This window comes from Streptomyces sp. NPDC007991 (assembly GCF_042958445.1).
GTDB lineage: Bacteria > Actinomycetota > Actinomycetes > Streptomycetales > Streptomycetaceae > Streptomyces.
The window spans coordinates 113,404-133,531 of the sequence record NZ_JBIBJD010000019.1 but is presented as its reverse complement, the minus strand read 5'-3'; the positions used below and the strand labels follow the sequence as shown (position 1 = coordinate 133,531).

Annotated in this window: 16 protein-coding genes and 2 pseudogenes; 9 read left to right on the top strand and 9 right to left on the bottom strand. The window is 69.7% G+C overall.

What is annotated here, in order from left to right; genetic code table 11:
* Positions 1–27 precede the first annotated feature (27 nt).
* The gene (locus ACFZDA_RS38100) at positions 28–1,854 is read right to left on the bottom strand and encodes an acyl-CoA dehydrogenase C-terminal domain-containing protein (protein WP_391090507.1); all 1,827 of its coding nucleotides are present in this window, start codon (positions 1,852–1,854) and stop codon (positions 28–30) included.
* Positions 1,855–1,988: 134 nt separating this feature from the next.
* Positions 1,989–2,801 (bottom strand): intradiol ring-cleavage dioxygenase, encoded by an 813-nt coding sequence (locus tag ACFZDA_RS38095; protein ID WP_391090505.1) that lies wholly within the window; start codon positions 2,799–2,801, stop codon positions 1,989–1,991.
* Positions 2,802–2,923: 122 nt separating this feature from the next.
* Here ACFZDA_RS38095 and ACFZDA_RS38090 point away from each other — a divergent pair, with 122 nt between their 5' ends.
* Positions 2,924–3,388: an SseB family protein gene (locus ACFZDA_RS38090; protein WP_086560757.1), complete on the top strand. Its 465-nt coding sequence runs from the start codon at positions 2,924–2,926 to the stop codon at positions 3,386–3,388.
* A gap of 16 nt (positions 3,389–3,404) precedes the next feature.
* On the opposite strand, the gene ACFZDA_RS38085 is transcribed toward ACFZDA_RS38090, so the two are convergent.
* The gene (locus tag ACFZDA_RS38085) at positions 3,405–4,157 is read right to left on the bottom strand and encodes a TetR/AcrR family transcriptional regulator C-terminal domain-containing protein (RefSeq protein ID WP_391090535.1); all 753 of its coding nucleotides are present in this window, start codon (positions 4,155–4,157) and stop codon (positions 3,405–3,407) included.
* Between the two features lie 160 nt (positions 4,158–4,317).
* Between ACFZDA_RS38085 and ACFZDA_RS38080 the strand changes: the two genes are divergently transcribed.
* The 3 genes from ACFZDA_RS38080 (at position 4,318) to ACFZDA_RS38070 (ending at position 8,675) form a co-directional block, all read left to right on the top strand.
* Positions 4,318–5,826 (top strand): MFS transporter, encoded by a 1,509-nt coding sequence (locus ACFZDA_RS38080; protein WP_391090502.1) that lies wholly within the window; start codon positions 4,318–4,320, stop codon positions 5,824–5,826.
* Positions 5,827–5,998: 172 nt separating this feature from the next.
* Positions 5,999–6,976: a pirin family protein gene (locus tag ACFZDA_RS38075; RefSeq protein ID WP_391090500.1), complete on the top strand. Its 978-nt coding sequence runs from the start codon at positions 5,999–6,001 to the stop codon at positions 6,974–6,976.
* Between the two features lie 589 nt (positions 6,977–7,565).
* Positions 7,566–8,675, top strand: coding sequence for an AI-2E family transporter (locus tag ACFZDA_RS38070; RefSeq protein WP_391090498.1), 1,110 nt, complete (start codon positions 7,566–7,568; stop codon positions 8,673–8,675).
* A 4-nt stretch (positions 8,676–8,679) separates the two neighbouring features.
* On the opposite strand, the gene ACFZDA_RS38065 is transcribed toward ACFZDA_RS38070, so the two are convergent.
* Positions 8,680–10,818 (bottom strand): SpoIIE family protein phosphatase, encoded by a 2,139-nt coding sequence (locus ACFZDA_RS38065; RefSeq protein ID WP_391090496.1) that lies wholly within the window; start codon positions 10,816–10,818, stop codon positions 8,680–8,682.
* A 157-nt stretch (positions 10,819–10,975) separates the two neighbouring features.
* On the opposite strand from ACFZDA_RS38065, the gene aspS reads away from it, so the two are divergent.
* From aspS to ACFZDA_RS38050, 3 genes are all read left to right on the top strand, one after another.
* Positions 10,976–12,739 (top strand): aspartate--tRNA ligase, encoded by a 1,764-nt coding sequence (gene aspS, locus ACFZDA_RS38060; protein ID WP_391090494.1) that lies wholly within the window; start codon positions 10,976–10,978, stop codon positions 12,737–12,739.
* 118 nt (positions 12,740–12,857) lie between these two features.
* A complete protein-coding gene (locus tag ACFZDA_RS38055; RefSeq protein ID WP_391090492.1) occupies positions 12,858–13,766 on the top strand; it encodes an intradiol ring-cleavage dioxygenase in 909 nt (302 codons plus the stop codon).
* Between the two features lie 159 nt (positions 13,767–13,925).
* A complete protein-coding gene (locus ACFZDA_RS38050; protein ID WP_391090490.1) occupies positions 13,926–15,269 on the top strand; it encodes an MFS transporter in 1,344 nt (447 codons plus the stop codon).
* A 752-nt stretch (positions 15,270–16,021) separates the two neighbouring features.
* Here the strand turns inward: ACFZDA_RS38050 and ACFZDA_RS38045 are convergent.
* Positions 16,022–16,114 (bottom strand): annotated as a pseudogene (locus ACFZDA_RS38045) (ATP-binding protein); the annotation flags it as partial.
* Between the two features lies 1 nt (position 16,115).
* On the opposite strand from ACFZDA_RS38045, the pseudogene ACFZDA_RS38040 reads away from it, so the two are divergent.
* Together ACFZDA_RS38040 and ACFZDA_RS38035 are read left to right on the top strand one after the other, a co-directional pair.
* A pseudogene (locus tag ACFZDA_RS38040) lies at positions 16,116–16,367 on the top strand (Scr1 family TA system antitoxin-like transcriptional regulator); the annotation flags it as partial.
* Positions 16,364–16,591: a DUF397 domain-containing protein gene (locus ACFZDA_RS38035; protein ID WP_391090488.1), complete on the top strand. Its 228-nt coding sequence runs from the start codon at positions 16,364–16,366 to the stop codon at positions 16,589–16,591. The pseudogene ACFZDA_RS38040 and the gene ACFZDA_RS38035, both read left to right, overlap by 4 nt.
* Here the strand turns inward: ACFZDA_RS38035 and ACFZDA_RS38030 are convergent.
* The 4 genes from ACFZDA_RS38030 to metG form a co-directional block, all read right to left on the bottom strand.
* Positions 16,567–17,130 (bottom strand): hypothetical protein, encoded by a 564-nt coding sequence (locus ACFZDA_RS38030; protein WP_391090486.1) that lies wholly within the window; start codon positions 17,128–17,130, stop codon positions 16,567–16,569. The two genes, ACFZDA_RS38035 and ACFZDA_RS38030, sit on opposite strands and share 25 nt — an antisense overlap.
* 226 nt (positions 17,131–17,356) lie before the next feature.
* Entirely contained in the window at positions 17,357–17,758 is a 402-nt protein-coding gene (locus ACFZDA_RS38025; RefSeq protein ID WP_391090484.1) for a hypothetical protein, read from the bottom strand.
* Between the two features lie 262 nt (positions 17,759–18,020).
* Entirely contained in the window at positions 18,021–18,386 is a 366-nt protein-coding gene (locus tag ACFZDA_RS38020; RefSeq protein WP_020270419.1) for a PH domain-containing protein, read from the bottom strand.
* Between the two features lie 125 nt (positions 18,387–18,511).
* Complete coding sequence (metG, locus tag ACFZDA_RS38015) at positions 18,512–20,128, bottom strand: methionine--tRNA ligase (RefSeq protein ID WP_391090481.1); 1,617 nt, start codon at positions 20,126–20,128, stop codon at positions 18,512–18,514.

Sequence of the window (20,128 nt, the reverse complement as noted above, 5' to 3'; positions counted from 1 at the left end):
GGCCCTCGAACAGAGGACGTGAGAGATCTAGAACGCGGCCTCGTCCAGCTCCATCAGGTCCAGCTCGACGCCCTCGGCGACCTTGCGGGCCAGGGTGACGCCCGGCAGGACGTTGGCCGCGAAGAACTTCGCCGCGGCGATCTTGCCGGTGTAGAAGGCCCTGTCCTTGGCGGTGGCCGTCTCCAGCTTCTCGGCGGCGATCGCGGCGCCCTTGAGCAGCAGGTAGCCGACGACGACGTCACCGGAGGCCATCAGCAGGCGGGTGGTGTTGAGCCCGACCTTGTAGATGTTCTTGACGTCCTGCTCGGTGGCCGCGAGGTCGGTCAGCATCAGGCCGACGATGGCCTCCAGCTCGACGGCGGCCTTGGCGAGGTGCTCGCGGGCCCCGGCCAGCTCCTCGCCGCCCGTGCCGAGGGCGAGGAACTTCTTGATGTCCTCGGCGAGGGAGTTCAGCGCGGTGCCCTGGTTGCGGACGATCTTCCGGAAGAAGAAGTCCTGGCCCTGGATGGCCGTGGTGCCCTCGTAGAGGGTGTCGATCTTGGAGTCCCGGATGTACTGCTCGATCGGGTACTCCTGGAGGAAGCCGGAGCCGCCGAAGGTCTGCAGCGACTGGGCGAGCTGCTCGTAGCCCTTCTCGGAGCCGTAGCCCTTGACGATGGGCAGGAGCAGGTCGTTCAGCGCGTGCTCGGTGGCGGCGTCCTCGCCGGCGGCCTCCTTGATCTGGATCGCGTCCTGGATCGAGGCGGTGTACATCACCAGGGCGCGCATGCCCTCCGCGTACGCCTTCTGCGTGATCAGCGCGCGGCGGACGTCCGGGTGGTGGGTGATGGTGACCTTGGGCGCGGTCTTGTCCATGAAGTTCGCCAGGTCCGGGCCCTGGACGCGCTCCTTGGCGTACTCCAGCGCGTTCAGGTAGCCCGTGGACAGCGTGGAGATCGCCTTCGTGCCGACCATCATGCGGGCGAACTCGATGATGCGGAACATCTGGCGGATGCCGTCGTGCTTGTCGCCGATCAGCCAGCCCTTGGCGGGGTGCTGGTCGCCGAAGGTCATCTCGCACGTGTTGGAGGCCTTCAGGCCCATCTTGTGCTCGACGTTCGTGGCGTAGACGCCGTTGCGCTCGCCCAGCTCACCGGTCTCGAAGTCGAAGAGGTACTTCGGGACGAGGAAGAGGGACAGGCCCTTGGTGCCGGGGCCGGCACCCTCGGGGCGGGCCAGCACGTAGTGGAGGATGTTCTCCGACATGTCGTGCTCACCGGAGGTGATGAAGCGCTTCACGCCCTCGATGTGCCAGGAGCCGTCCTCCTGCTGCACGGCCTTGGTGCGGCCGGCGCCCACGTCGGAGCCCGCGTCGGGCTCCGTGAGCACCATCGTGGAGCCCCACTGCTTCTCCGTGGCGATCTTGGCTATGTGCTTCTGGACCTCGTTGCCCTCCTCGAAGAGGATGCCGGCGAAGGCCGGGCCCGAGGAGTACATCCACACGGCCGGGTTGGCGCCCAGGACGAGCTCGGCGTACGCCCAGATCAGGGAGCGGGGCGCGGTGGTGCCGCCGATCTCCTCGGGCAGGCCGAGACGCCAGTACTCGGAGTCCATGAAGGCCTGGTAGCTCTTCTTGAAGGAGGCCGGGACCGGCGCGGTGTTGGTCTCCGGGTCGAAGACCGGGGGGTTGCGGTCAGCCTCGGCGAAGGACTCGGCCAGCTCGTTCTCCGAGAGGCGGGTCAGCTCCTCCAGGATGCTCTTCGCGGTCTCGACGTCCATCTCCTCGAACGGGCCGGTGCCGTACACCTTGTCGCGGCCGAGTACTTCGAAGAGGTTGAACTCGATGTCGCGGAGATTCGACTTGTAGTGCCCCATGGCGACGGCTCCCGGCTCCGTAGAGAGATCGGCGAGGCACTGGATCCTCGCGCTAGTTCACGTACCAACAAGTAGCTACGATGATGCTACCCGCCAGTAATAAGTTGCAACCCCTTCCGGTCATCTGTGACAGGTCACACCGGAACGGTCAAGGTCGCGGTGTAGCCGTCCCCCGTACTGCCCGTCATCGTCGCCAGCTGCCGGTCGTGGCCGTCGCTGAAGACGCCGTCGTCCGCCAGGGAGAGGCCGCTCAGGTTCCGTACGCTCGCGCCGTAACCGTCCGTGGCGTACACCGCGTCGCAGACGTCCTTCGGGAAGGCGAGCTGAGAGGTGTTCTTGATCGCCGTGGCCGCCGTGGCGTCGGCCAGGCTGTCGTAGACCTCGAAGTGGACGTGCGGCCAGCGGCCCTGGTAGCAGCCGGGGAAGATGCTGGTGAACGTGACCCGGCCCTTCTCGTCCGTCTCCTGGACGCCGCGCAGGTAGTTCTCCTCGGTGACGCCGTCGGAGTAGAGGGAGTAGGCGCCGTCCCGGTCGCAGTGCCACACGTACACGGCGGCGCCCTGCTTCGGCGTGCCGCATCCGGAGGCCGCCTCCACCACCGTCAGCGTGATCGTGAGCGGGACGCCCTCGGCGGTGCCCCCGGCGAAGTCGCCGAAGCTCCGCGTGATGTCGCCGCGGACGACCCCGCTCTCCTTCAGGACGTTCACGCCGTTCGAGCCGTCTCCGGGGAAGGGCCCGGCCGTCTCCTCGGGGATCTCCGCGCACCCGGCGGCCGGCGAGGAGGTGGACGGGGACGCCGTGGGCGAGTCCTCGGCCGTGCAGCCCACCAGCGGGACCAGGCCCGCGCCCGCCATCAGCCGGATCATCCGGCGGCGGGCGAGGACGGGCAGGTCGTGGGAGAGGCCTCTGTCGTGTTCGTGCGGGCCGTCGTCATGGCGTCCGTTCATGGTCCGACGCTACGAGCGGGGGGCGCGGCGATCCACAGATCCGGCGCTGTCAAGTCGCTGTCGGTTCGCCGGGCCCGCCGTACCGGCCCGATCGCCCGGCCGCGCTCGGTACTCTTGCGCTCATGTACGGCTACGACCAGACAGCGGGCCCGCAAGGGCAGTACGCCCCTCCGCAGCAGCCGATGTCCGGCGGGTACGGACAGCAGCCGCCGCTGTACCCCGAGCCGTCCCCGCCCTCCCTGACGGACGCGGTGCGCGCGTTCACGACCGGGCAGATGTCCGCCGAGGACTTCCAGCAGGTCTTCGCGACGTCGAAGGTCTACTGCCCGCGCGGTGACAACCCGGGCTTCCTCGCCCTGCACAACACCCAGCAGCCGGTGATTCCGATGTTCAGCACGCTCAAGGAGCTGCGCCGGTACGCGGGCAAGGAGTCCAAGTACTTCGTGATCACCGGCGCGGAGGTCCTGGACCTGCTGCCGACCGGCTACGGCTTCGTGCTGGACATGGAGGGCGAGCACCGGATGGTGTTCGACGCGAAGGCCGTCGAACAGATGGTCGAGTTCGCGATGCGCCGGATGTACGGCTAGACGTCATCGCAGACGGCTAGGTGTGCTGCCCGGGCTTCGGCAGGCGCAGTGCCAGGCCGTCCAGGACGACCTCCAGGCCGTAGGCGAACTTCGCGTCGCGCAGGGCGACGGGGTCGGTGGTGGCCTCCTCGACCTCCGCGTGCGGAATGGCCAGGTGGGTGTGGTCGGCCGCGGCCCGCTGCGCTGCGGGCATGAGGCGGGCGATGAAGTCGGCCTCGGCCTCGCCGGACCGGGCGACCGTGGTGAGCCAGGCGGCCTCCGCGTTGCTCATGCCCATGACGTACGAGAAGACGGTCTCGATCGCGCGGCTCGGCTCGGGGAAGCCCGCCGCGGTGAACAGGGCCGCGAGGCGCTCGGAGAAGCTCATGTAGTTGGGCCCGAGGTAGGCGAGTCCGGCCTGGCCCAGGACCAGGGTCAGCCAGGGGTGCCGTAGGGCCGTCGTGCGGAAGGACGCCGCGGCCTCGGTCACCGCCGCGCGCCAGTCGGGGCTGTCGGCCGGCGGGACGTGGATCTCGGCGGCGACCTCGTCGACCGCGAGTTCCATCAGCTCGTCCTTCGTGGCGACGTGCCGGTACAGCGAGGTCGCGCCGGCGTTCAGGCGGGCGCCGAGCTTGCGCATGCTGAGCGCCTCGATGCCGTCCGCGTCGAGCATCGCGATCGCCTCGCGGACGATCGCCTCGCGGCTGAGCGCGGGCTGGTCGGTCCGGCGCTGCTCGCGGGCCCATACGGACGGGATCGGGTTCTTGTCCGTCGTCTTGCCCCGGCTCATCGGCTCCTCCTGCTGGATCTCCGGCACCGTCGTGATCTCCGGCACCTGCTGCGAACAGCGTGCGCAATCAGCGTACAGAACCTGAGTGTTGCGAACACTGTTCTGCTGTGCGTACAGTGTTCGCATCGAAGGAACGGTGTTCGCAGGAGGGGAAGCTGACATGGACACTCGCCATCCACGCCGCTGGTGGATCCTGATCGTGCTGTGCCTGAGCACGCTGGTGCTGGTCGTCGACAGCATGGCGCTCACGGTCGCGGTGCCCTCGCTGACCGAGGACATCGGGGCGAGCGCCCAGGACATGCAGTGGATCCTCGACTCCTACACGCTCGTCTTCGCCGGGCTGCTGCTGACCTCCGGGAGCCTCGGGGACCGGTTCGGGCGCCGGAGGGTGATGCTGATCGGCCTGCTGATGTTCGGGGCGGCCTCGCTGGGGGCGGTGTTCTGTTCCACCCCGGGTGAGCTGATCGCGGTGCGGATCGCGATGGGGGTCGGCGGGGCGCTGATCATGCCGTCGACGCTGTCGATCCTGATCACCGTCTTCGACGAGGACGAGCGGCCCAGGGCGATGGCGGCATGGGGTTCGGTGTCGATGCTGGGGCTGGTCGGCAGCCCGGTCCTCGGCGGTGTGCTGATCGACCACTTCGCCTGGCAGGCGATCTTCCTGATCAACGTGCCCATCGTCGCGCTGGCGCTGCTGGCCGGGGTGCTGCTGATGCCGGAGTCGAAGGCGCCCTGGCAGAAGCCGGACCCGCTGGGCGCGGTGCTGTCGGCGGTGGGCATGACGGCCCTGGTGTGGTGGATCATCGAGATTCCGCAGCACGGCGCGTTCGGCGGCCGTTCCCTGCTCGTCCTGGCCGTCGCGGTGGCCGCCCTGGCCGGTTTCGTGGTCTGGGAGAACGTCACCCGCTCGCCGATGGTCCCACTGGTCCTCTTCAGGCACCGCAACTTCAGCGGGGGCTCGCTCTCCCTGGCGCTCGTCCAGATCGGCAACGCCGGTCTGCTGCTGGTCCTGACCCAGTACCTCCAGTTCGTCCTCGGCTGGTCCGCGGTCAAGGCGGGCCTGGCCTTCCTGCCGCTGGCCGTGGCCGCGCTGGCGGGCAACGCGGCCGGGGCGCAGCTCGCCGTGAAGGCGGGCAACCGGATCGTCATCCTCGGCGGCATGCTGCTGATGGCCGCCTCCTTCGGGCTGCTGACCACGCTGGGCGCGGACAGCGGCTTCACCGTCCCGGCCGTGGCGCTCGGGATCCTGGGCCTGGGTGCCGGGCTGGCGATGCCGGCCGCGGTGGCCGCGCTGATGAGCACCATCCCTCAGGAGCAGGCGGGCGTCGGCTCCGCCCTCAACGACACCGTCCAGCAGTCCGGCACCGCCCTCGGCATCGCGATCCTCGGCTCCCTGCTCTCCGGCGGCTACGCGGACGAGATGCCGGCCGGTGCTCCCGAGCAGGCCAGGGAGTCCATCGGCGGGGCCCTGGCGGTCGCGGGCGGCGACCCGGGCCTGGTGCGGGCGGCCCGGGAGGCCTTCACGGCCTCGATGTCGACGACCTTCGCGATCAGCGCGGTCGGTGTCCTGGCCGCGGCGGCCGTGGCCACGGTGGTGATGCGGGACCGCGAGACCGGGCCGGCCGAGTCCGTCCGGGCCCGGAGCGAGGAGCCCGGGCTGGTCGCCTGACGCGGACCGTGGGAGAGGCCGGCACCCCGATGCGGGGAGCCGGCCTTTCGGCGTGTGCCCGTCCCGTGGTTCGCTGCGCCGTCGCCCGGGAATGCCCACCCGGTTTTCTCCGTTAAGGGTGGCAGAAAGTTCAACGCTCAACTAAACTGGGCGTACACGAGGAGGAACCGACATGCCTGCTGTGACCGTCGAGAACCCGTTGACGCTGCCCCGCGTGACCGCGCCGACCGATGCCGTGGCCCGTCCCGTGCTCGCCGTCACGACCGCCCCGAGCGGTTTCGAGGGCGAGGGCTTCCCGGTGCGCCGGGCGTTCGCGGGGATCAACTACCGCCACCTCGACCCGTTCATCATGATGGACCAGATGGGTGAGGTTGAGTATCAGCCTGGGGAGCCGAAAGGAACCCCGTGGCACCCGCACCGCGGCTTCGAGACCGTCACGTACATCATCGACGGGATCTTCGACCACCAGGACTCCAACGGCGGTGGCGGCACCATCACCAATGGCGACACCCAGTGGATGACCGCGGGCTCGGGTCTGCTGCACATCGAGGCGCCACCGGAGCATCTCGTCATGTCCGGCGGGCTCTTCCACGGCCTCCAGCTGTGGGTGAACCTCCCGGCCAAGGACAAGATGATGGCCCCGCGCTACCAGGACATCCGCGGCGGCTCGGTCCAGCTGCTCAGCACCCCCGACGGCGGCGCGCTGCTGCGGGTCATCGCCGGTGAGCTGGACGGGCACGCGGGCCCCGGCATCACGCACACGCCGATCACCATGATCCACGCGACACTGGCGCCGGGCGCGGAGCTCACCCTGCCGTGGCGCGAGGACTTCAACGGCCTGGCGTACGTCCTGGCCGGGCGCGGCAGCGTGGGCACGGAGCGGCGCCCGGTCCACATGGGCCAGACCGCCGTCTTCGGCGCCGGTTCCTCGCTGACCGTCCGCGCGGACGAGAAGCAGGACTCCCACACGCCGGACCTGGAGGTCGTCCTGCTCGGCGGGCAGCCGATCCGCGAGCCGATGGCCCACTACGGCCCGTTCGTGATGAACACCAAGGAAGAACTCATGCAGGCCTTCGAGGACTTCCAGAAGGGCCGGCTGGGGACGGTTCCGGCGGTGCACGGGATGACCGCGAGCGGCCCGCAGGACTGACGCGGGTGCGGTCCCGGGGCGTCGAACGCGTGGCGCCCCTCCGTCCGGCCTGATGCCGGGCGCTCTCGGGCCGCCCTGGACCGGGCGGTCTTGCGACGCGGGCCTGCGACTTGGCGACCGACGCCGAGGGCGGGCCCGGTCGGTCTGGTGGCGCGGTGGCCGGGTGTGGTCGGGTCGCCTCGGTGGCGCGGTGGCGCGGTGGCGCGGTGGCGCGGTGGCGCGGTGGCCCGGTGGCCCGGTGGTCGGGTGTGGTCGCCTCGGTGCCTCGGTGCCTCGGTGCCTCGGTGCCTCGGTGCGTCGGTGCGTCGGTGCGTCGGTGGCGCGGTGGTCTGGCGGCCCCGGTGGCGCGGTGGTCCGCTGTGGCCCGGTGCTCGTGTGTGGCCCGGTGGCCGCAGTGGTCCCGGGGTCTGGCGGCCCCGTCGTTCGCCGGGCAGAGCCCAGCCCGTGAGGTGGAGGCCGTGGCGTCCGTGACCCTGGCGGCCTGGCGGCCCGGCCTGGAGCGGCGGCCGGTCCCGTGGCGCTGACGCTCCGTCACCCGGGCGGGTCTTTCCGGCGGGACGGTCCGGCCCGGGAGTGGTCGGGTGGAGGGGTGCAGGACTCCGAACCGACCGCTTCCGGACCCGGCCCGGCCGCTTCCGGAGCCCGGCCGCTCCTCCCGGAGCCCCTCCGGCGGCTCGCCGCCTGGTGCGTGCTCGTGTTGCTCGTGTCCGGGGTCGTCTACGTCGGGATCCGGCTGTGTGACGAGTTCCGGGCCGCCGTCGTGCCCGTGCTGCTCGCGCTGCTGGGTACGGCGCTGCTCGGGCCCCTGCACCGGCGGCTGGTGAAGGCCGGGGTGCGGCGGTCGGTCGCCGCCGGGCTCACCTGTGTCGCCGTCGTGGCCGTGGTCGGCGGCGCCGTCTACATCGTGGTCGCCGCGCTCATCGACACGGGCGACGAGATCGTCGCCTCGCTCAGAGACGCCGCGCGGGGCATCTCCGCCCACTTCGGGGCGGCCGGGACCTCGCTGGACGACGTGGCCTCCAACGCCCGGAAGCTCCTCGGCAAGTTCGGCGGCTCCGCCGCGTCCGGCGTGATCAGCGGGGTCAGCGTGGTCGGCGAGACCATCGCCATGGCCGTGCTCGCGCTGCTGCTCGTCTTCTTCTTCCTGCGCGACTCCGACCAGGCCGCCGGGACGCTGCGGGCCCTCGCGCCGCGTGGCTCGGCCGACACCCTGGAAGCCATGGCACGGCGGGCCTTCCACGCCGTCGAGGGCTTCATGCGCGGCACCACCTTCATCGCGCTCATCGACTCGCTGTGCATCACCGTCGGACTGCTCGTCCTCGACGTGCCCGGGGCGGCCGGACTCGGGGCGCTGGTCTTCGTCGGCGCCTACATCCCCTACCTCGGCGCCTTCATCTCGGGAGCCGTGGCCGTGCTGGTCGCGCTCGCCGACCGGGGGTTCGTCATCGCGCTGTGGGCGCTCGGGATCGTGATCGCGGTGCAGGTGCTGGAGGGGCACGTGCTCCAGCCGGTGATCCAGAGCCGGACCGTGCAGATGCACCCGGCGGTGGTGATGGTGGCGATCACGGCCGGGGCCTCCGTCGCCGGAGTGCTCGGGATGCTGCTCGCCGTGCCGCTCACCGCGGCCGCCTTCGGCGTCCTCCGGGAACTCCGCAGCCGCTACGGGGAGCAGGAGCCGCCGGCGTCCGGGGAGTCGTGACCCGCTACGCCGGCCACGACCCGTCGCCCGCGCCGTCCACCGACTCGTAGAGCTCGAACCAGATGCTCTTGCCCTCGCCGCGCGGATCCACCCCCCAGGCGTGCGCGAGCAGTTCCATCAGCACCAGGCCGCGGCCGGAGGACGCCAGCTCCCCGGGGCTGCGCTTGTGCGGCAGGTCGTCGCCGGTGTCGGTGACCTCGATCCGCAGCCGCCGCTCACCCACCTCGCCGGTGATCTCGGCGACGAGCAGCGCGTCGGAGTCGGTGTGCACGAGGACGTTCGTCAGCAGCTCGGACAGCAGCAGCACCGCCGAGTCGCGCTGGTCGGGTGAGGCCCAGTCGTACAGCAGATCGCGCAGTTGCTGCCGGGCCACCGCGATCCGCTCCGGCTCGGCCTGCGCGACCGTCAGCATCGTGCGCCGCACGGGGGCCCGTACGAGCACGGTGTCGCCGCAGCCGCACCCTTCGTCCTCCCGGCTCAGCAGCAGCAGCGCGATGTCGTCCTCACGGCGGTCGATCAGCGGGCCGGTGGTGTGGTGCGACGACGGCCCGTGCACGGCCTGCACCAGGGTGTCGGCGAGTTCCTCCAGATCACCCTTGTGGTCCTCCAGGATCTCGCGCAGCCGCCGCCAGCCGGAGTCCAGGTCGTGGCCGCCGGTCTCGATCAGGCCGTCCGTGCAGATCAGCATGGTCTCGCCGGACTCCAGGGCGAGCCGGGTCGTGGGGTAGTCGGCGTCCGGGTCGATGCCCAGCGGCAGGCCCCCCGACGTCGGCCGCGTCAGCACCGTGCCGTCGGACATCCGGATCGCCGGGTCGGGATGCCCGGCCCGGGCGATGTCCAGCACGCCGTTCGCCGGGTCGACCTCGACGTACACACAGGTCGCGAAGCGCGGGTCGGCGGGGTCCTCGTCGCTGATGCCGTGCAGGAAGCGGGAGGCGCGGGAGAGGACGGCGTCGGGCCGGTGCCCCTCCGAGGCGTAGGCGCGCAGGGCGATGCGCAGCTGGCCCATCAGCCCCGCCGCTCGTACGTCATGTCCCTGCACATCACCGATGACCAGCGCGAACCGTCCGCTCGGCAGCGGGATCACGTCGTACCAGTCGCCGCCGACCTGGAGACCGCCGCCGGTGGGGACGTAGCGGGCGGCGACGCTCATACCCGGGATGCGCTGCGGGCCGAGCCTCGGCAGCATCGTGCGCTGGAGCCCGTCGGTCAGCGCCCGCTCGCTCTCGGCCACGCCCGCCCGGGTCAGCGCCTGGGCCAGCATCCGCGCCACGGTCCCCAGCACGGACCGCTCGTCCGGTGTGAAGGCGACCGGGTAGGTGAAGGCCGCCATCCACGCGCCCATCGTGCGGCCGGCCACGGTCAGCGGCAGGAACGCCCAGGACCGGCGGCCGAAGCGCCGGGCGAGCGGCCAGGTCAGCGGGTAGCGGGCCTTGTACTGCTCGGGGGAGGACAGGTACACCGCCCGGCCGGTGCGCACCACCTCGGCGGCCGGGTAGTCCGTGTCCAGCGCCATGTCGGAGAACGGGCTGTCGTCGCCCTGCTGCTGCCCGTGGTGCCCGATGATCGTCAGCCGGTCGCCCTCCACACCGAACACCGCCAGCCCGTCCGGCGAGAACCCGGGCATCGACAGATTGGCCGTGACCCGCAGGACCTCCTGCGTGGAGCGCGCCTCGGCCAGCGCCCGGCCCGCGTCCAGCAGGAACGCCTCCCGGGAGCGCCGCCAGTCGCCGGTGACCGCGCTGCGGCCGGCCGGCGTGCCCGGCGTCGGCTCGGTGACCTCCTGGAGGGTGCCGATCACCCGGTACGTCTTGCTGGCCCGGTCGAAGGACGGCTTGGAGCGGCTGCGGACGACCCGCACGATACGGCCCTGCTCGTCCATGATCCGGATCCGTACCTCGGCGAGGGTGCCCTCGGCGACGGCGAGCTGGGTCACGCCGGTGATCTCGTTCCAGTCGACCGGGTGCAGCCGGGCCCGAGCCTGGGCCTCCGTGAGGCTGACCTGCTCGGCGGGCAGCCCGAGCAACCGTGCCGCCTCGGCGTCGACCGTGACCAGCCCGGTGGCGGTGTCCCAGTGCCAGAGGCCGGTCGCGAGGGCTGCGAGAGCCTCCCCCACGGCGGGCAGGGGCTCGCCAGTGCGCATTGGCCTACTTTAAGAAGAGGCGCTCGAACGCTGCCACCGAAGAGTGAAGTGTGCTCGATCGTTAACTGAGGAGAGTCGATCTTCGCCTGGCCGGTACGCTGGGGGCCAGTTTCACGTGAAACACAGACCCCGATCAGCGAAGACTGGATGAACGACGATGCATCGGTACAGGTCCCACACCTGCGGCGAGCTCCGCTCCTCTGACGTCGGCACCGACGTCCGGCTGAGTGGCTGGCTGCACAATCGGCGCGACCTGGGCGGCATCCTCTTCATCGATCTGCGCGACCACTACGGCATCACGCAGCTCGTGGCCCGTCCCGGCACCCCCGCCTACGAGGCCCTCGACAAGCTGTCCAAGGAGTCGACCGTCCGAGTCGACGGCAAGGTCGTCTCCCGCGGTGCCGAGAACATCAACCCCGACCTGCCGACCGGTGAGGTCGAGGTCGAGGTCGGTGAGGTCGAGCTGCTCGGCGCCGCCGCCCCGCTGCCGTTCACGATCAACACCGAGGACGGGGTCAACGAGGAACGGCGCCTGGAGTACCGCTTCCTGGACCTGCGCCGCGAGCGCATGCACCGCAACATCATGCTGCGTACGGCGGTCATCTCGGCGATCCGGCACAAGATGACGGCCCTCGGCTTCAACGAGATGGCGACGCCGATCCTGTCCGCGACCTCCCCCGAGGGCGCCCGCGACTTCGTCGTCCCGTCCCGCCTGCACCCGGGCAAGTTCTACGCCCTCCCCCAGGCGCCCCAGCAGTTCAAGCAGCTGCTGATGATCTCCGGGTTCGACCGCTACTTCCAGATCGCGCCCTGCTTCCGTGACGAGGACGCGCGCGCCGACCGCTCGCCGGGCGAGTTCTACCAGCTCGACATCGAGATGAGCTTCGTCGAGCAGGAGGACGTCTTCCAGCCCGTCGAGAAGCTGATGACCGAGCTGTTCGAGGAGTTCGGCGGCGGCCGTCACGTCACCTCGCCGTTCCCGCGGATCCCGTTCCGCGAGGCGATGCTGAAGTACGGCTCCGACAAGCCCGACCTGCGCGCCCAGCTCGAACTCGTCGACATCACCGACATCTTCGAGGGCTCGGAGTTCAAGGCGTTCGCCGGCAAGCACGTCCGTGCCCTGCCGGTGCCGGACGTCTCGGGCCAGCCCCGCAAGTTCTTCGACCAGCTCGGCGACTACGCCGTCTCGCAGGGCGCCAAGGGCCTGGCCTGGGTCCGCGTCGCCGAGGACGGTTCGCTGTCGGGCCCGATCGCGAAGTTCCTGACGGAGGACAACGTCGCGGAGCTCACCAAGCGACTCTCCCTGTCCGCCGGCCACGCGGTGTTCTTCGGCGCGGGCGAGTTCGACGAGGTCTCCAAGATCATGGGCGCGGTGCGGGTGGAAGCCGCCAAGCGTGCCGGGCACTTCGAGGAGAACGTCTTCCGCTTCTGCTGGATCGTCGACTTCCCGATGTACGAGAAGGACGAGGAGACCGGCGCGATCGACTTCTCGCACAACCCCTTCTCCATGCCGCAGGGCGGTCTTGAGGCCTTGGAGAGCCAGGACCCGCTGGACATCCTCGGCTGGCAGTACGACATCGTCTGCAACGGCGTCGAGCTGTCCTCCGGCGCGATCCGGAACCACGAGCCGGAGATCATGCTCAAGGCCTTCGAGATCGCCGGGTACGACCGCGAGACCGTCGAGGAGAAGTTCGCCGGCATGCTGCGCGCCTTCCGCTTCGGCGCCCCGCCGCACGGCGGCATCGCCCCCGGCGTCGACCGCATCGTCATGCTGCTCGCCGACGAGCCCAACATCCGCGAGACCATCGCCTTCCCGCTCAACGGCAACGCCCAGGACCTGATGATGGGCGCGCCGACGGAGCTGGAGGAGGCGCGGCTGAAGGAACTGCACCTGTCGGTGCGCAAACCGCAGCCGAAGTAGGCGGACCTGGAGGGAGTGGCTCGGAACCGGCGTCGGTTCCGAGCCGCTTTCGTACCCAGGGCTCTTGCCCAGCTCTTACTCAGGTTCCTGACAGACGGGCTCCCTAACTTCCCTTCCCATGACCGAACAGGAAGCGGCCCAAGGGCCGAAGCACACCAGGGATCTGACACGCCGCAAGGTCGTCGCCGCGGGTGTCGGCGCGGTGGTCGCGGCGGGCGTCGGCGGTACGTTCGCGACGGGCGCGTTCGCCGACGCGGGGACGGAGGCCGCCCGCGCCGAGGCCACCGGGAGCGCGGGCGAGGCCTGCTACAAGCTGACCTCCGAGACCACCGAAGGCCCCTACTACATCGACGCGGACAAGCTCCGCCGGGACATCACCGAGGACCAGGAGGGCATCCCGCTCACCCTGCGCCTCAAGGTGATCGACGCCGAGACCTGCGAGCCCCTCGCGAACGCCGCCGTCGACGTCTGGCACTGCAACGCGCTGGGTGTGTACTCCGGGTACGAGGCGATGGGCAGTGGCGGGGACGGGGGCGGGGGTGGCGGGGGAGGCACGCCGCCCTCGGGTGCGCCGACCGGCACGCCCACGGGCGGACCCCCGGACGGGGGCGGTGGCGGTGGCGGGCACCAGGAGCCCACCGACGACGAGCGCTATCTGCGCGGGACCTGGCGGACGGACAAGCGGGGCTTCGTCGAGTTCCGTACGGTCTTCCCCGGCTGGTACCAGGGCCGCTGCGTGCACATCCACACCAAGGTGCATGTGAACGGCGCCTGGACCGACGCCGGTTACGAGGGCGGCACGACCTGCCACACCGGTCAGCTCTTCTTCGACGAGGAGGCCGTGCTGGCCTCCGCGAAGGTCGAGCCGTACTCCACCAACACCACGACCCGCACCACCCTCGACGAGGACACGATCTACCCGGGCAACGGCACCCAGGGCGGGCTGCTGAAGCTCCAGTACAGGAAGAACGCCATCGCCAAGGGCGTCGTCGCGAGTCTCACCATGGGCGTGGACCCCACGGCCTGACAGATGGGTGTGGGGCGGACGTGTGCGGTCGCCCGCCCCGCATTCACATATATGTACTTCTGCTCAACCCGTTGACCCGGAAGTTAGGCCTCCATAAAGTCCCTTCGAGAACGCGTACGTGACTGCTGTTCACGTATGTGCACATCGAGGGAGACAACGATGTCAGACGCCGCAACAGCCATACCCGAGGCCGAGCAGCGTGCGGTCGGCAAATTCCTGCGCCGCATGCTTCCGATCCTGGTCCTGATGCTGCTGGTCAACCAGATGGACCGGACGAACGTGGGGTTCGTCCAGAACGAACTGCGGGCCGATGTCGGGGTGAGCGCCACCGCCTACGGGCTCGGCGCGGGCCTGTTCTTCATCGGGTACGCCCTGTTCGAAGTGCCGAGCAACATGCTCCTGGAGCGGTTCGGGGCCCGGGTCTGGCTGACCCGGATCATGATCACCTGGGGTGCGGTGATCGTGGCGATGTGCTTCATCCACAACGTGTGGATGTTCTACGGCCTGCGCTTCCTGCTCGGTGTCGCGGAGGCCGGCTTCTTCCCCGGCGTGCTCCTCTACTTCACCCAGTGGCTGCCGGACTCCAGCCGGGGCCGGGCCAGTGCGATCTTCCTGGGCGGCTCGGCCACGGCGTACATCGTCACCGGCCCGATCACCGGCGCGCTGCTGGAGCTGCACGGTGCGGGCGGTGTCGCGGGCTGGCGGTGGATGTTCGGCCTGGAGGGTGCCTTCTCGATCCTGGTCGGCTTCATCGCCGGGTTCTTCCTCGTCTCCCGGATCCAGGACGCGAAGTGGCTGACGCAGGAGGAGAAGGACGCGCTGAGCGAGGCGGTGGCGCGGGACAAGGAGGCGCGTGACCGGGCGCCGTCGGTGTCGCGGCTGAAGCTGATCTTCCACCCCCAGGTCGCCGTCCTGACCGCGGTCTTCTTCGCGATGGCGCTCACCGGCTACGCGATCACGTTCTGGCTGCCGAGCCTGGTGGAGGAGATCGGCGGGCTGTCGTCCTTCCAGATCGGCCTGCTGTCGGCGATCCCCTGGATCTGCGCGGTGATCGCGATGTACACGATGGCCCACTTCACCGACCGGGCCCCGGACCGTCGCCCCTACCTGGCGATCGCCCTGGTCCTGTCTGCCATCGGCACCTTCCTCGCCACGCTCGGTTCGCCCTGGTTCGGCCTGGCCGCCCTGACTCTCGCCGCGGTGGGCGGCAAGTGCGCGGCCACACTGTTCTGGCCGATGGCCCAGTCGGGCCTCGACCTGAAGATCGCCGCGCCGGGTCTGGCCCTGGTCAACTCCCTCGGAAACCTGGGCGGTTTCGTGTCACCCACCCTCTTCGGCTACCTCAAGGACACGACGGGCAGCACGAACGGGGGGCTGTACACACTGTCGGCGGCGTCGATCCTGGCGGTGGTGGGGGTGGCGTTCGTACGGCACACCCACAGGGGGCCGCAGTCGGGAGCCCGGGACCGGGCGGGGGTGACGGGGAAGTCGGCGGTGAGCTAGACACGCCGCTCCGAGCCGACTGTGCGCCGGGGCCTGCTCCTTTTGTCGAGTGGGCCCCCGCCATTCGCACCAGTACTTCGCTGCGACCAGTGACGATGCGGCCGGCCGGTGTGCGTTCGCGGGTGCGGAGCAGGTAGCCGTGGGTCTCCAGCTCGCGCAGGGCGGCGGTGATACGGGTCGGGCCCTCCGGGAAGCGGGCGGCCAGAGTCTTGATGTCGAGGGGGGAGCCTGCGGGGAGGGACTGGATGTGGCAGGCGAGTCCGATCGCGAGGAGCGACAGGTCCGGGTCTGCGTGAGGTGGTTGCCGATCACCGTGAATCGGGTGGTGTGGCGGGTGTTGTCGTGGATGACGCCCCCGCCGGGGTGGGCGTGCCCGCCGGTGCGCCGGTGCGGGTGGTTTTTGCCGCCGTTACGGGACTGGGCGTGCGGGCGCACGCTAGTGTTTTGGGTGTCCATCGGGAAGGTGTCTGCTTCCTTGGTGGTCAGGCCCTCGCACTGGGATTGCCGTCCCGGCGAGGGCCGTTGCATGTCTGGGGTTGTGCCGTGCTTGGTGTTGCGCTGAGCGTAGGGCAGGCAACCGGGCACGAATCCAGCTCAGTTGGTGATGTTCACTCGGGGGAGTGAGCGTGCGCCGTGGGCGGGAGGGGTGGGGCTTGGTGCGGTTTCCTTCCCTCTCGTGTTCCTTGGAGAAGACCACCGACGGCACCGGAGCACACGCGGCCGGGTCACGGTGCGTGTGTCGTTTTCGCTGGTCAGAGGCTCGGTAGGTCGAGCTCCGCCCATACGGTCTTGCGGGGGGCGGGTTCGAGCCGCACGCCCCAGCGGTCGGCGAGGGCCTCGACGAGGGTGGGGCGGTTGCACAACGTCGTGCTTCAGGTGATGCCGATGAACTACTCCGGCCTGGATGGCCGGATCGAACTGCTGAAGTTCCCGGACGGCACGGCCGTGGGGCGTTCGGACGGCGCGTTCAACGGTCGGCCGATCTCCGAACCCAAGCACCTGCGGATCCTTGAGCTGCGGTATGGCACCATCCGGGCTCAGGCCCTCTCGCCACGGGAGTCGCTGGCCCTCATCGAGCAACTGCTGGGAGAGACATGATCCGCAAGACCACCGCCGGGGACGCCTCCGAGCTGGCGTGGTTCAAGAGCAGCTATAGCAGCGGCAACGACGGCAACTCCTGCGTCGAGCTTGCCATCACCCCCGGCACCGTGCACGTCCGTGACTCCAAGAACGTCGACGGTCCCCGGCTGGCGATCACACCCGGCGCGTGGGCAGCCTTCGTGGCCCACGCTCCGCCTCAGCGGACCGTTGCGCCCAGGTAGTCGAGGGCAGCGCGGGCGAACCCCGATGCGGTACGCGGGCACTGCCAGCGGGCGAGGATCTCGGGTCCGGTGAGGTTCGCGGGTTCGGCCTCCTGGTCTTCGAGTTCATCCAGGTAGCCCTCGGGAAGCAGGTCCTCGGGAAGCAGGTCGTCGAGGGCCTGGTTCACCGGGGAGCTCAGCACCTCGAGGTCGGCGGGAAGGCGCTCGAGCACATCGTCCACGTCGGCCTCGTACGGATGCCAGCTGTGCGCGCATGCCTTGCCGTCGTCACCGTGTGCGACCCGGCTCAGTACGGCGACGACGTTGTCCTCGACTCCCGGACCGGGGTTGCCGAAGGCCACGTAGGGGGCGACCGTGAGCAAACCCAGCGTCCAGAACAGCACGGGATCGCCCTCCGACCCCGGCAACGTCGCGTCGAGCCGGCGGGCGCAGCCTCGCACCGTCTCGTCCTTGTCCCCGGCGTGGTAGCCCTGGCGGAGTTCGTCCCAACTGTGGAAAAGAGGCCGCCAGTTGTCGGGCACAGGTATGACCGTCGACATGCCTTCGTGCTCCCCTCGCGAGGTGGTCCCGGCTCTGCGGCCATTGGATCACACGGGCATGCGCCATGGCCCACCACTCGATGCGGTGAACGGCGAGGGTGTCCCAGCCCCAGTCACACAGAGAGCGGCGACCATCGAATATCCCGATCGAGCACCGCACGCCTGAAGAGGGTCGACGCGGGCCCGCTCCCTCCTCGCCGGGCGGGCCCTGGCCTTCTGGGGCCGCTCACTCCTCGAGGAACAGGTCCTCCGCCGTGGTGGCTGTCAGGGAGCGGTCGAACCAGAGGGTGAGGGTGTCGAGGTCGGTGCAGGTGGTGATGCGGTCGCGGGTGGCTTCGGGGACGGCGATGCCGCGCTTGTCCAGCACGCTCAGGATGGATTCGGCCTTGCCTTCTGCCTTGCCTTCGGCCTTGCCCTCCAGGTAGGTCTCCTCAAAGAGCGTGCCCCTGCCCGGGAAATATGTGGCGACCATTTTCTCCAGTTCCCTCCATGTCTCCCGGACCGGAGTGTCCTCCAGCCCGACCTCAAGCCATTCGCACCAGTATTTCGCTGTTGCCTTGTCCAGCGCCCGCATGCCGCGGGCCACCATGCTCAGTGTGGCGGGGGCATTCGGGCTGTTGCTGTGCACGATGGCCGAGAGGGTGGCCAGGGCTGGCTCCCGGGCCACGGCGGACTCGTCGGTGATCTCCGGAACGTTGGCGGGACCCAGTACGAAAGGGCGGGTGCTCTGTGCCGACCAGGTGCCGACGCGGCACTCGAAGCACGGGCATACCGAACTTCGCGTGCAGGTACGCCACGTGCTAGGACCAACTGCATCCCTTGCCAGGGCCCGAGCAGGGCTCCTGCTCGGTGATGTAGCAAGCTAGGCCCATTGACCATGGCAGCCGGGGCTACCTCGCCACGAACTGGGTCAGGATCGCCTGGACTTCGTAGATGTCGACGCCCTTGGTGAAGGTCTTCTCGATGGGGGTCGGGGTGCCGGAGATCCAGATTTTCAGCTCGGCGTCCAGGTCGAAGGTGCCGGCCGTTTCCACCGCGAAGTGGGTGATGCTGCGGTAGGGGACGGAGTGGTACTCCACCTTCTTGCCGGTGATGCCCTGCTTGTCGATCAGGATCAGGCGGCGGTCGGTGAAAAGGATGGTGTCGCGGATGAGGAGGAACGCGGCGTGGACCTGTTCGCCGTGGCCGAGGAGGCGGGCGTAGTCGTGCTGGGCCGATGCCGGGTCGATGGTGTGGGCGTTGCCGAACAGTGCCATGGGAGTCCCCCGGGTGTGTGATGGCGGCCGGGTGGCCGGTCTCCCGCGATCTTCGCAAAGCGCGGGGCCCGGGAGAAGGTTCTCGTTCCCCCGGGCCCCGCGCTGTAGCGAGTGTGTTACGCCGGTTACGCCGTCGGCTTCTCCTCCAGGCGCGGGAAGAGGACCGCGCCCTTGGTGACCGTCGTGCCGGCCGGGAGCCTGCCCCATTCGCCGGCCTCGCCGGTCTTCTGGTCCGCGAGGGCGCCGAGGGAGGCCTCCGCACCGAGCGAATCCCAGAGCTTCTGGGACGTCTCCGGCATGACCGGGTTGAGGAGGACCGCCACGGCGCGCAGGGACTCCGCGGCCGTGTAGAGGATTGTGGCCAGGCGGGCCTTGCCCTCGGCGGAGGGGTCCTTGGCCACCTTCCACGGCTCCTGCTCCGTGATGTAGCCGTTGACCTGCTTGACGAAGTCGAACACCGCCAGGATGCCGCCCTGGAAGTCCAGCTCCTCGCCGATCCGGCGGTCCGCCTCCGTGACGGCCTTCGCCAGGCCCGCGTGGATCGCCTGCTCCGCCTCGCCGTCGGCCGCCGACGCCGGCAGCTCGCCGCCGAAGTACTTGCCGACCATCGCCGCGACGCGCGACGCCAGGTTGCCGTAGTCGTTCGCCAGCTCGCTGGTGTAGCGGGCGGAGAAGTCCTCCCAGGAGAAGGAGCCGTCCTGGCCGAAGGCGATCGCGCGCAGGAAGTACCAGCGGTACGCGTCCACGCCGAAGTGCGAGGTCAGGTCCTGCGGCTTGATGCCGGTCAGGTTCGACTTCGACATCTTCTCGCCGCCGACCATCAGCCAGCCGTTGGCCGCGATCCTGCCGGGCAGGGGCAGGCCCTGCGCCATCAGCATCGCCGGCCAGATCACCGCGTGGAAGCGGAGGATGTCCTTGCCGACCAGGTGGACGTCGGCCGGGAAGGTCTCCTCGAACTTGGCCTGGTTCTCGTTGTAGCCGACCGCCGTGGCGTAGTTCAGCAGGGCGTCGACCCACACGTAGATCACGTGCTTGTCGTCCCAGGGGACCGGGACGCCCCAGTCGAACGTCGAGCGCGAGATGGAGAGGTCCTGCAGGCCCTGGCGTACGAAGTTCACGACCTCGTTGCGCGCGGACTCGGGCTGGATGAAGCCGGGGTTGGCCTCGTAGTGGGCGAGGAGCTTCTCGCCGTACTCGCTCAGCTTGAAGAAGTAGTTCTCCTCGCTGAGGATCTCCACGGGCTTCTTGTGGATCGGGCAGAGCTTCTGGCCCGCGTACTCCCCCTCGCCGTCGAGGAGCTCGCCGGGGAGCTTGTACTCCTCGCAGCCGACGCAGTAAGGGCCCTCGTAGCCGCCCTTGTAGATCTCGCCCTTGTCGTACAGGTCCTGGACGAACTCCTGGACGCGGTCCGTGTGCCGCTTCTGCGTGGTGCGGATGAAGTCGTCGTTCGCGATCTCCAGGTGCTCCCAGAGAGGCTTCCACGCTTCGGTGACGAGCTTGTCGGCCCACTCCTGGGGGGTGACCCCGTTGGCCTCGGCCGTGCGCATGATCTTCTGACCGTGCTCGTCCGTGCCGGTGAGGTACCACACCTTCTCGCCGCGCTGGCGGTGCCAGCGGGTGAGCACGTCGCCTGCGACGGTCGTATAGGCGTGGCCCAGGTGAGGAGCGTCGTTGACGTAGTAGATGGGGGTCGAGACGTAGTACGCCTTCGCCCCCTGCTTCTCGGATCCAGTGGCCGCCAT

Excerpts from the sequence above, each read along its gene's own strand:
- ACFZDA_RS38100 (WP_391090507.1), bottom strand. The coding sequence starts at position 1,854 with ATGGGGCACTACAAGTCGAATCTCCGCGACATCGAGTTCAACCTCTTC.
- ACFZDA_RS38095 (WP_391090505.1), bottom strand. The coding sequence starts at position 2,801 with ATGAACGGACGCCATGACGACGGCCCGCACGAACACGACAGAGGCCTC.
- ACFZDA_RS38090 (WP_086560757.1), top strand. The coding sequence starts at position 2,924 with ATGTACGGCTACGACCAGACAGCGGGCCCGCAAGGGCAGTACGCCCCT.
- ACFZDA_RS38085 (WP_391090535.1), bottom strand. The coding sequence starts at position 4,157 with ATGAGCCGGGGCAAGACGACGGACAAGAACCCGATCCCGTCCGTATGG.
- ACFZDA_RS38080 (WP_391090502.1), top strand. The coding sequence starts at position 4,318 with ATGGACACTCGCCATCCACGCCGCTGGTGGATCCTGATCGTGCTGTGC.
- ACFZDA_RS38075 (WP_391090500.1), top strand. The coding sequence starts at position 5,999 with ATGCCTGCTGTGACCGTCGAGAACCCGTTGACGCTGCCCCGCGTGACC.
- ACFZDA_RS38065 (WP_391090496.1), bottom strand. The coding sequence starts at position 10,818 with ATGCGCACTGGCGAGCCCCTGCCCGCCGTGGGGGAGGCTCTCGCAGCC.
- aspS (WP_391090494.1), top strand. The coding sequence starts at position 10,976 with ATGCATCGGTACAGGTCCCACACCTGCGGCGAGCTCCGCTCCTCTGAC.
- ACFZDA_RS38055 (WP_391090492.1), top strand. The coding sequence starts at position 12,858 with ATGACCGAACAGGAAGCGGCCCAAGGGCCGAAGCACACCAGGGATCTG.
- ACFZDA_RS38050 (WP_391090490.1), top strand. The coding sequence starts at position 13,926 with ATGTCAGACGCCGCAACAGCCATACCCGAGGCCGAGCAGCGTGCGGTC.
- ACFZDA_RS38035 (WP_391090488.1), top strand. The coding sequence starts at position 16,364 with ATGATCCGCAAGACCACCGCCGGGGACGCCTCCGAGCTGGCGTGGTTC.
- ACFZDA_RS38030 (WP_391090486.1), bottom strand. The coding sequence starts at position 17,130 with ATGTCGACGGTCATACCTGTGCCCGACAACTGGCGGCCTCTTTTCCAC.
- ACFZDA_RS38020 (WP_020270419.1), bottom strand. The coding sequence starts at position 18,386 with ATGGCACTGTTCGGCAACGCCCACACCATCGACCCGGCATCGGCCCAG.
- metG (WP_391090481.1), bottom strand. The coding sequence starts at position 20,128 with ATGGCGGCCACTGGATCCGAGAAGCAGGGGGCGAAGGCGTACTACGTC.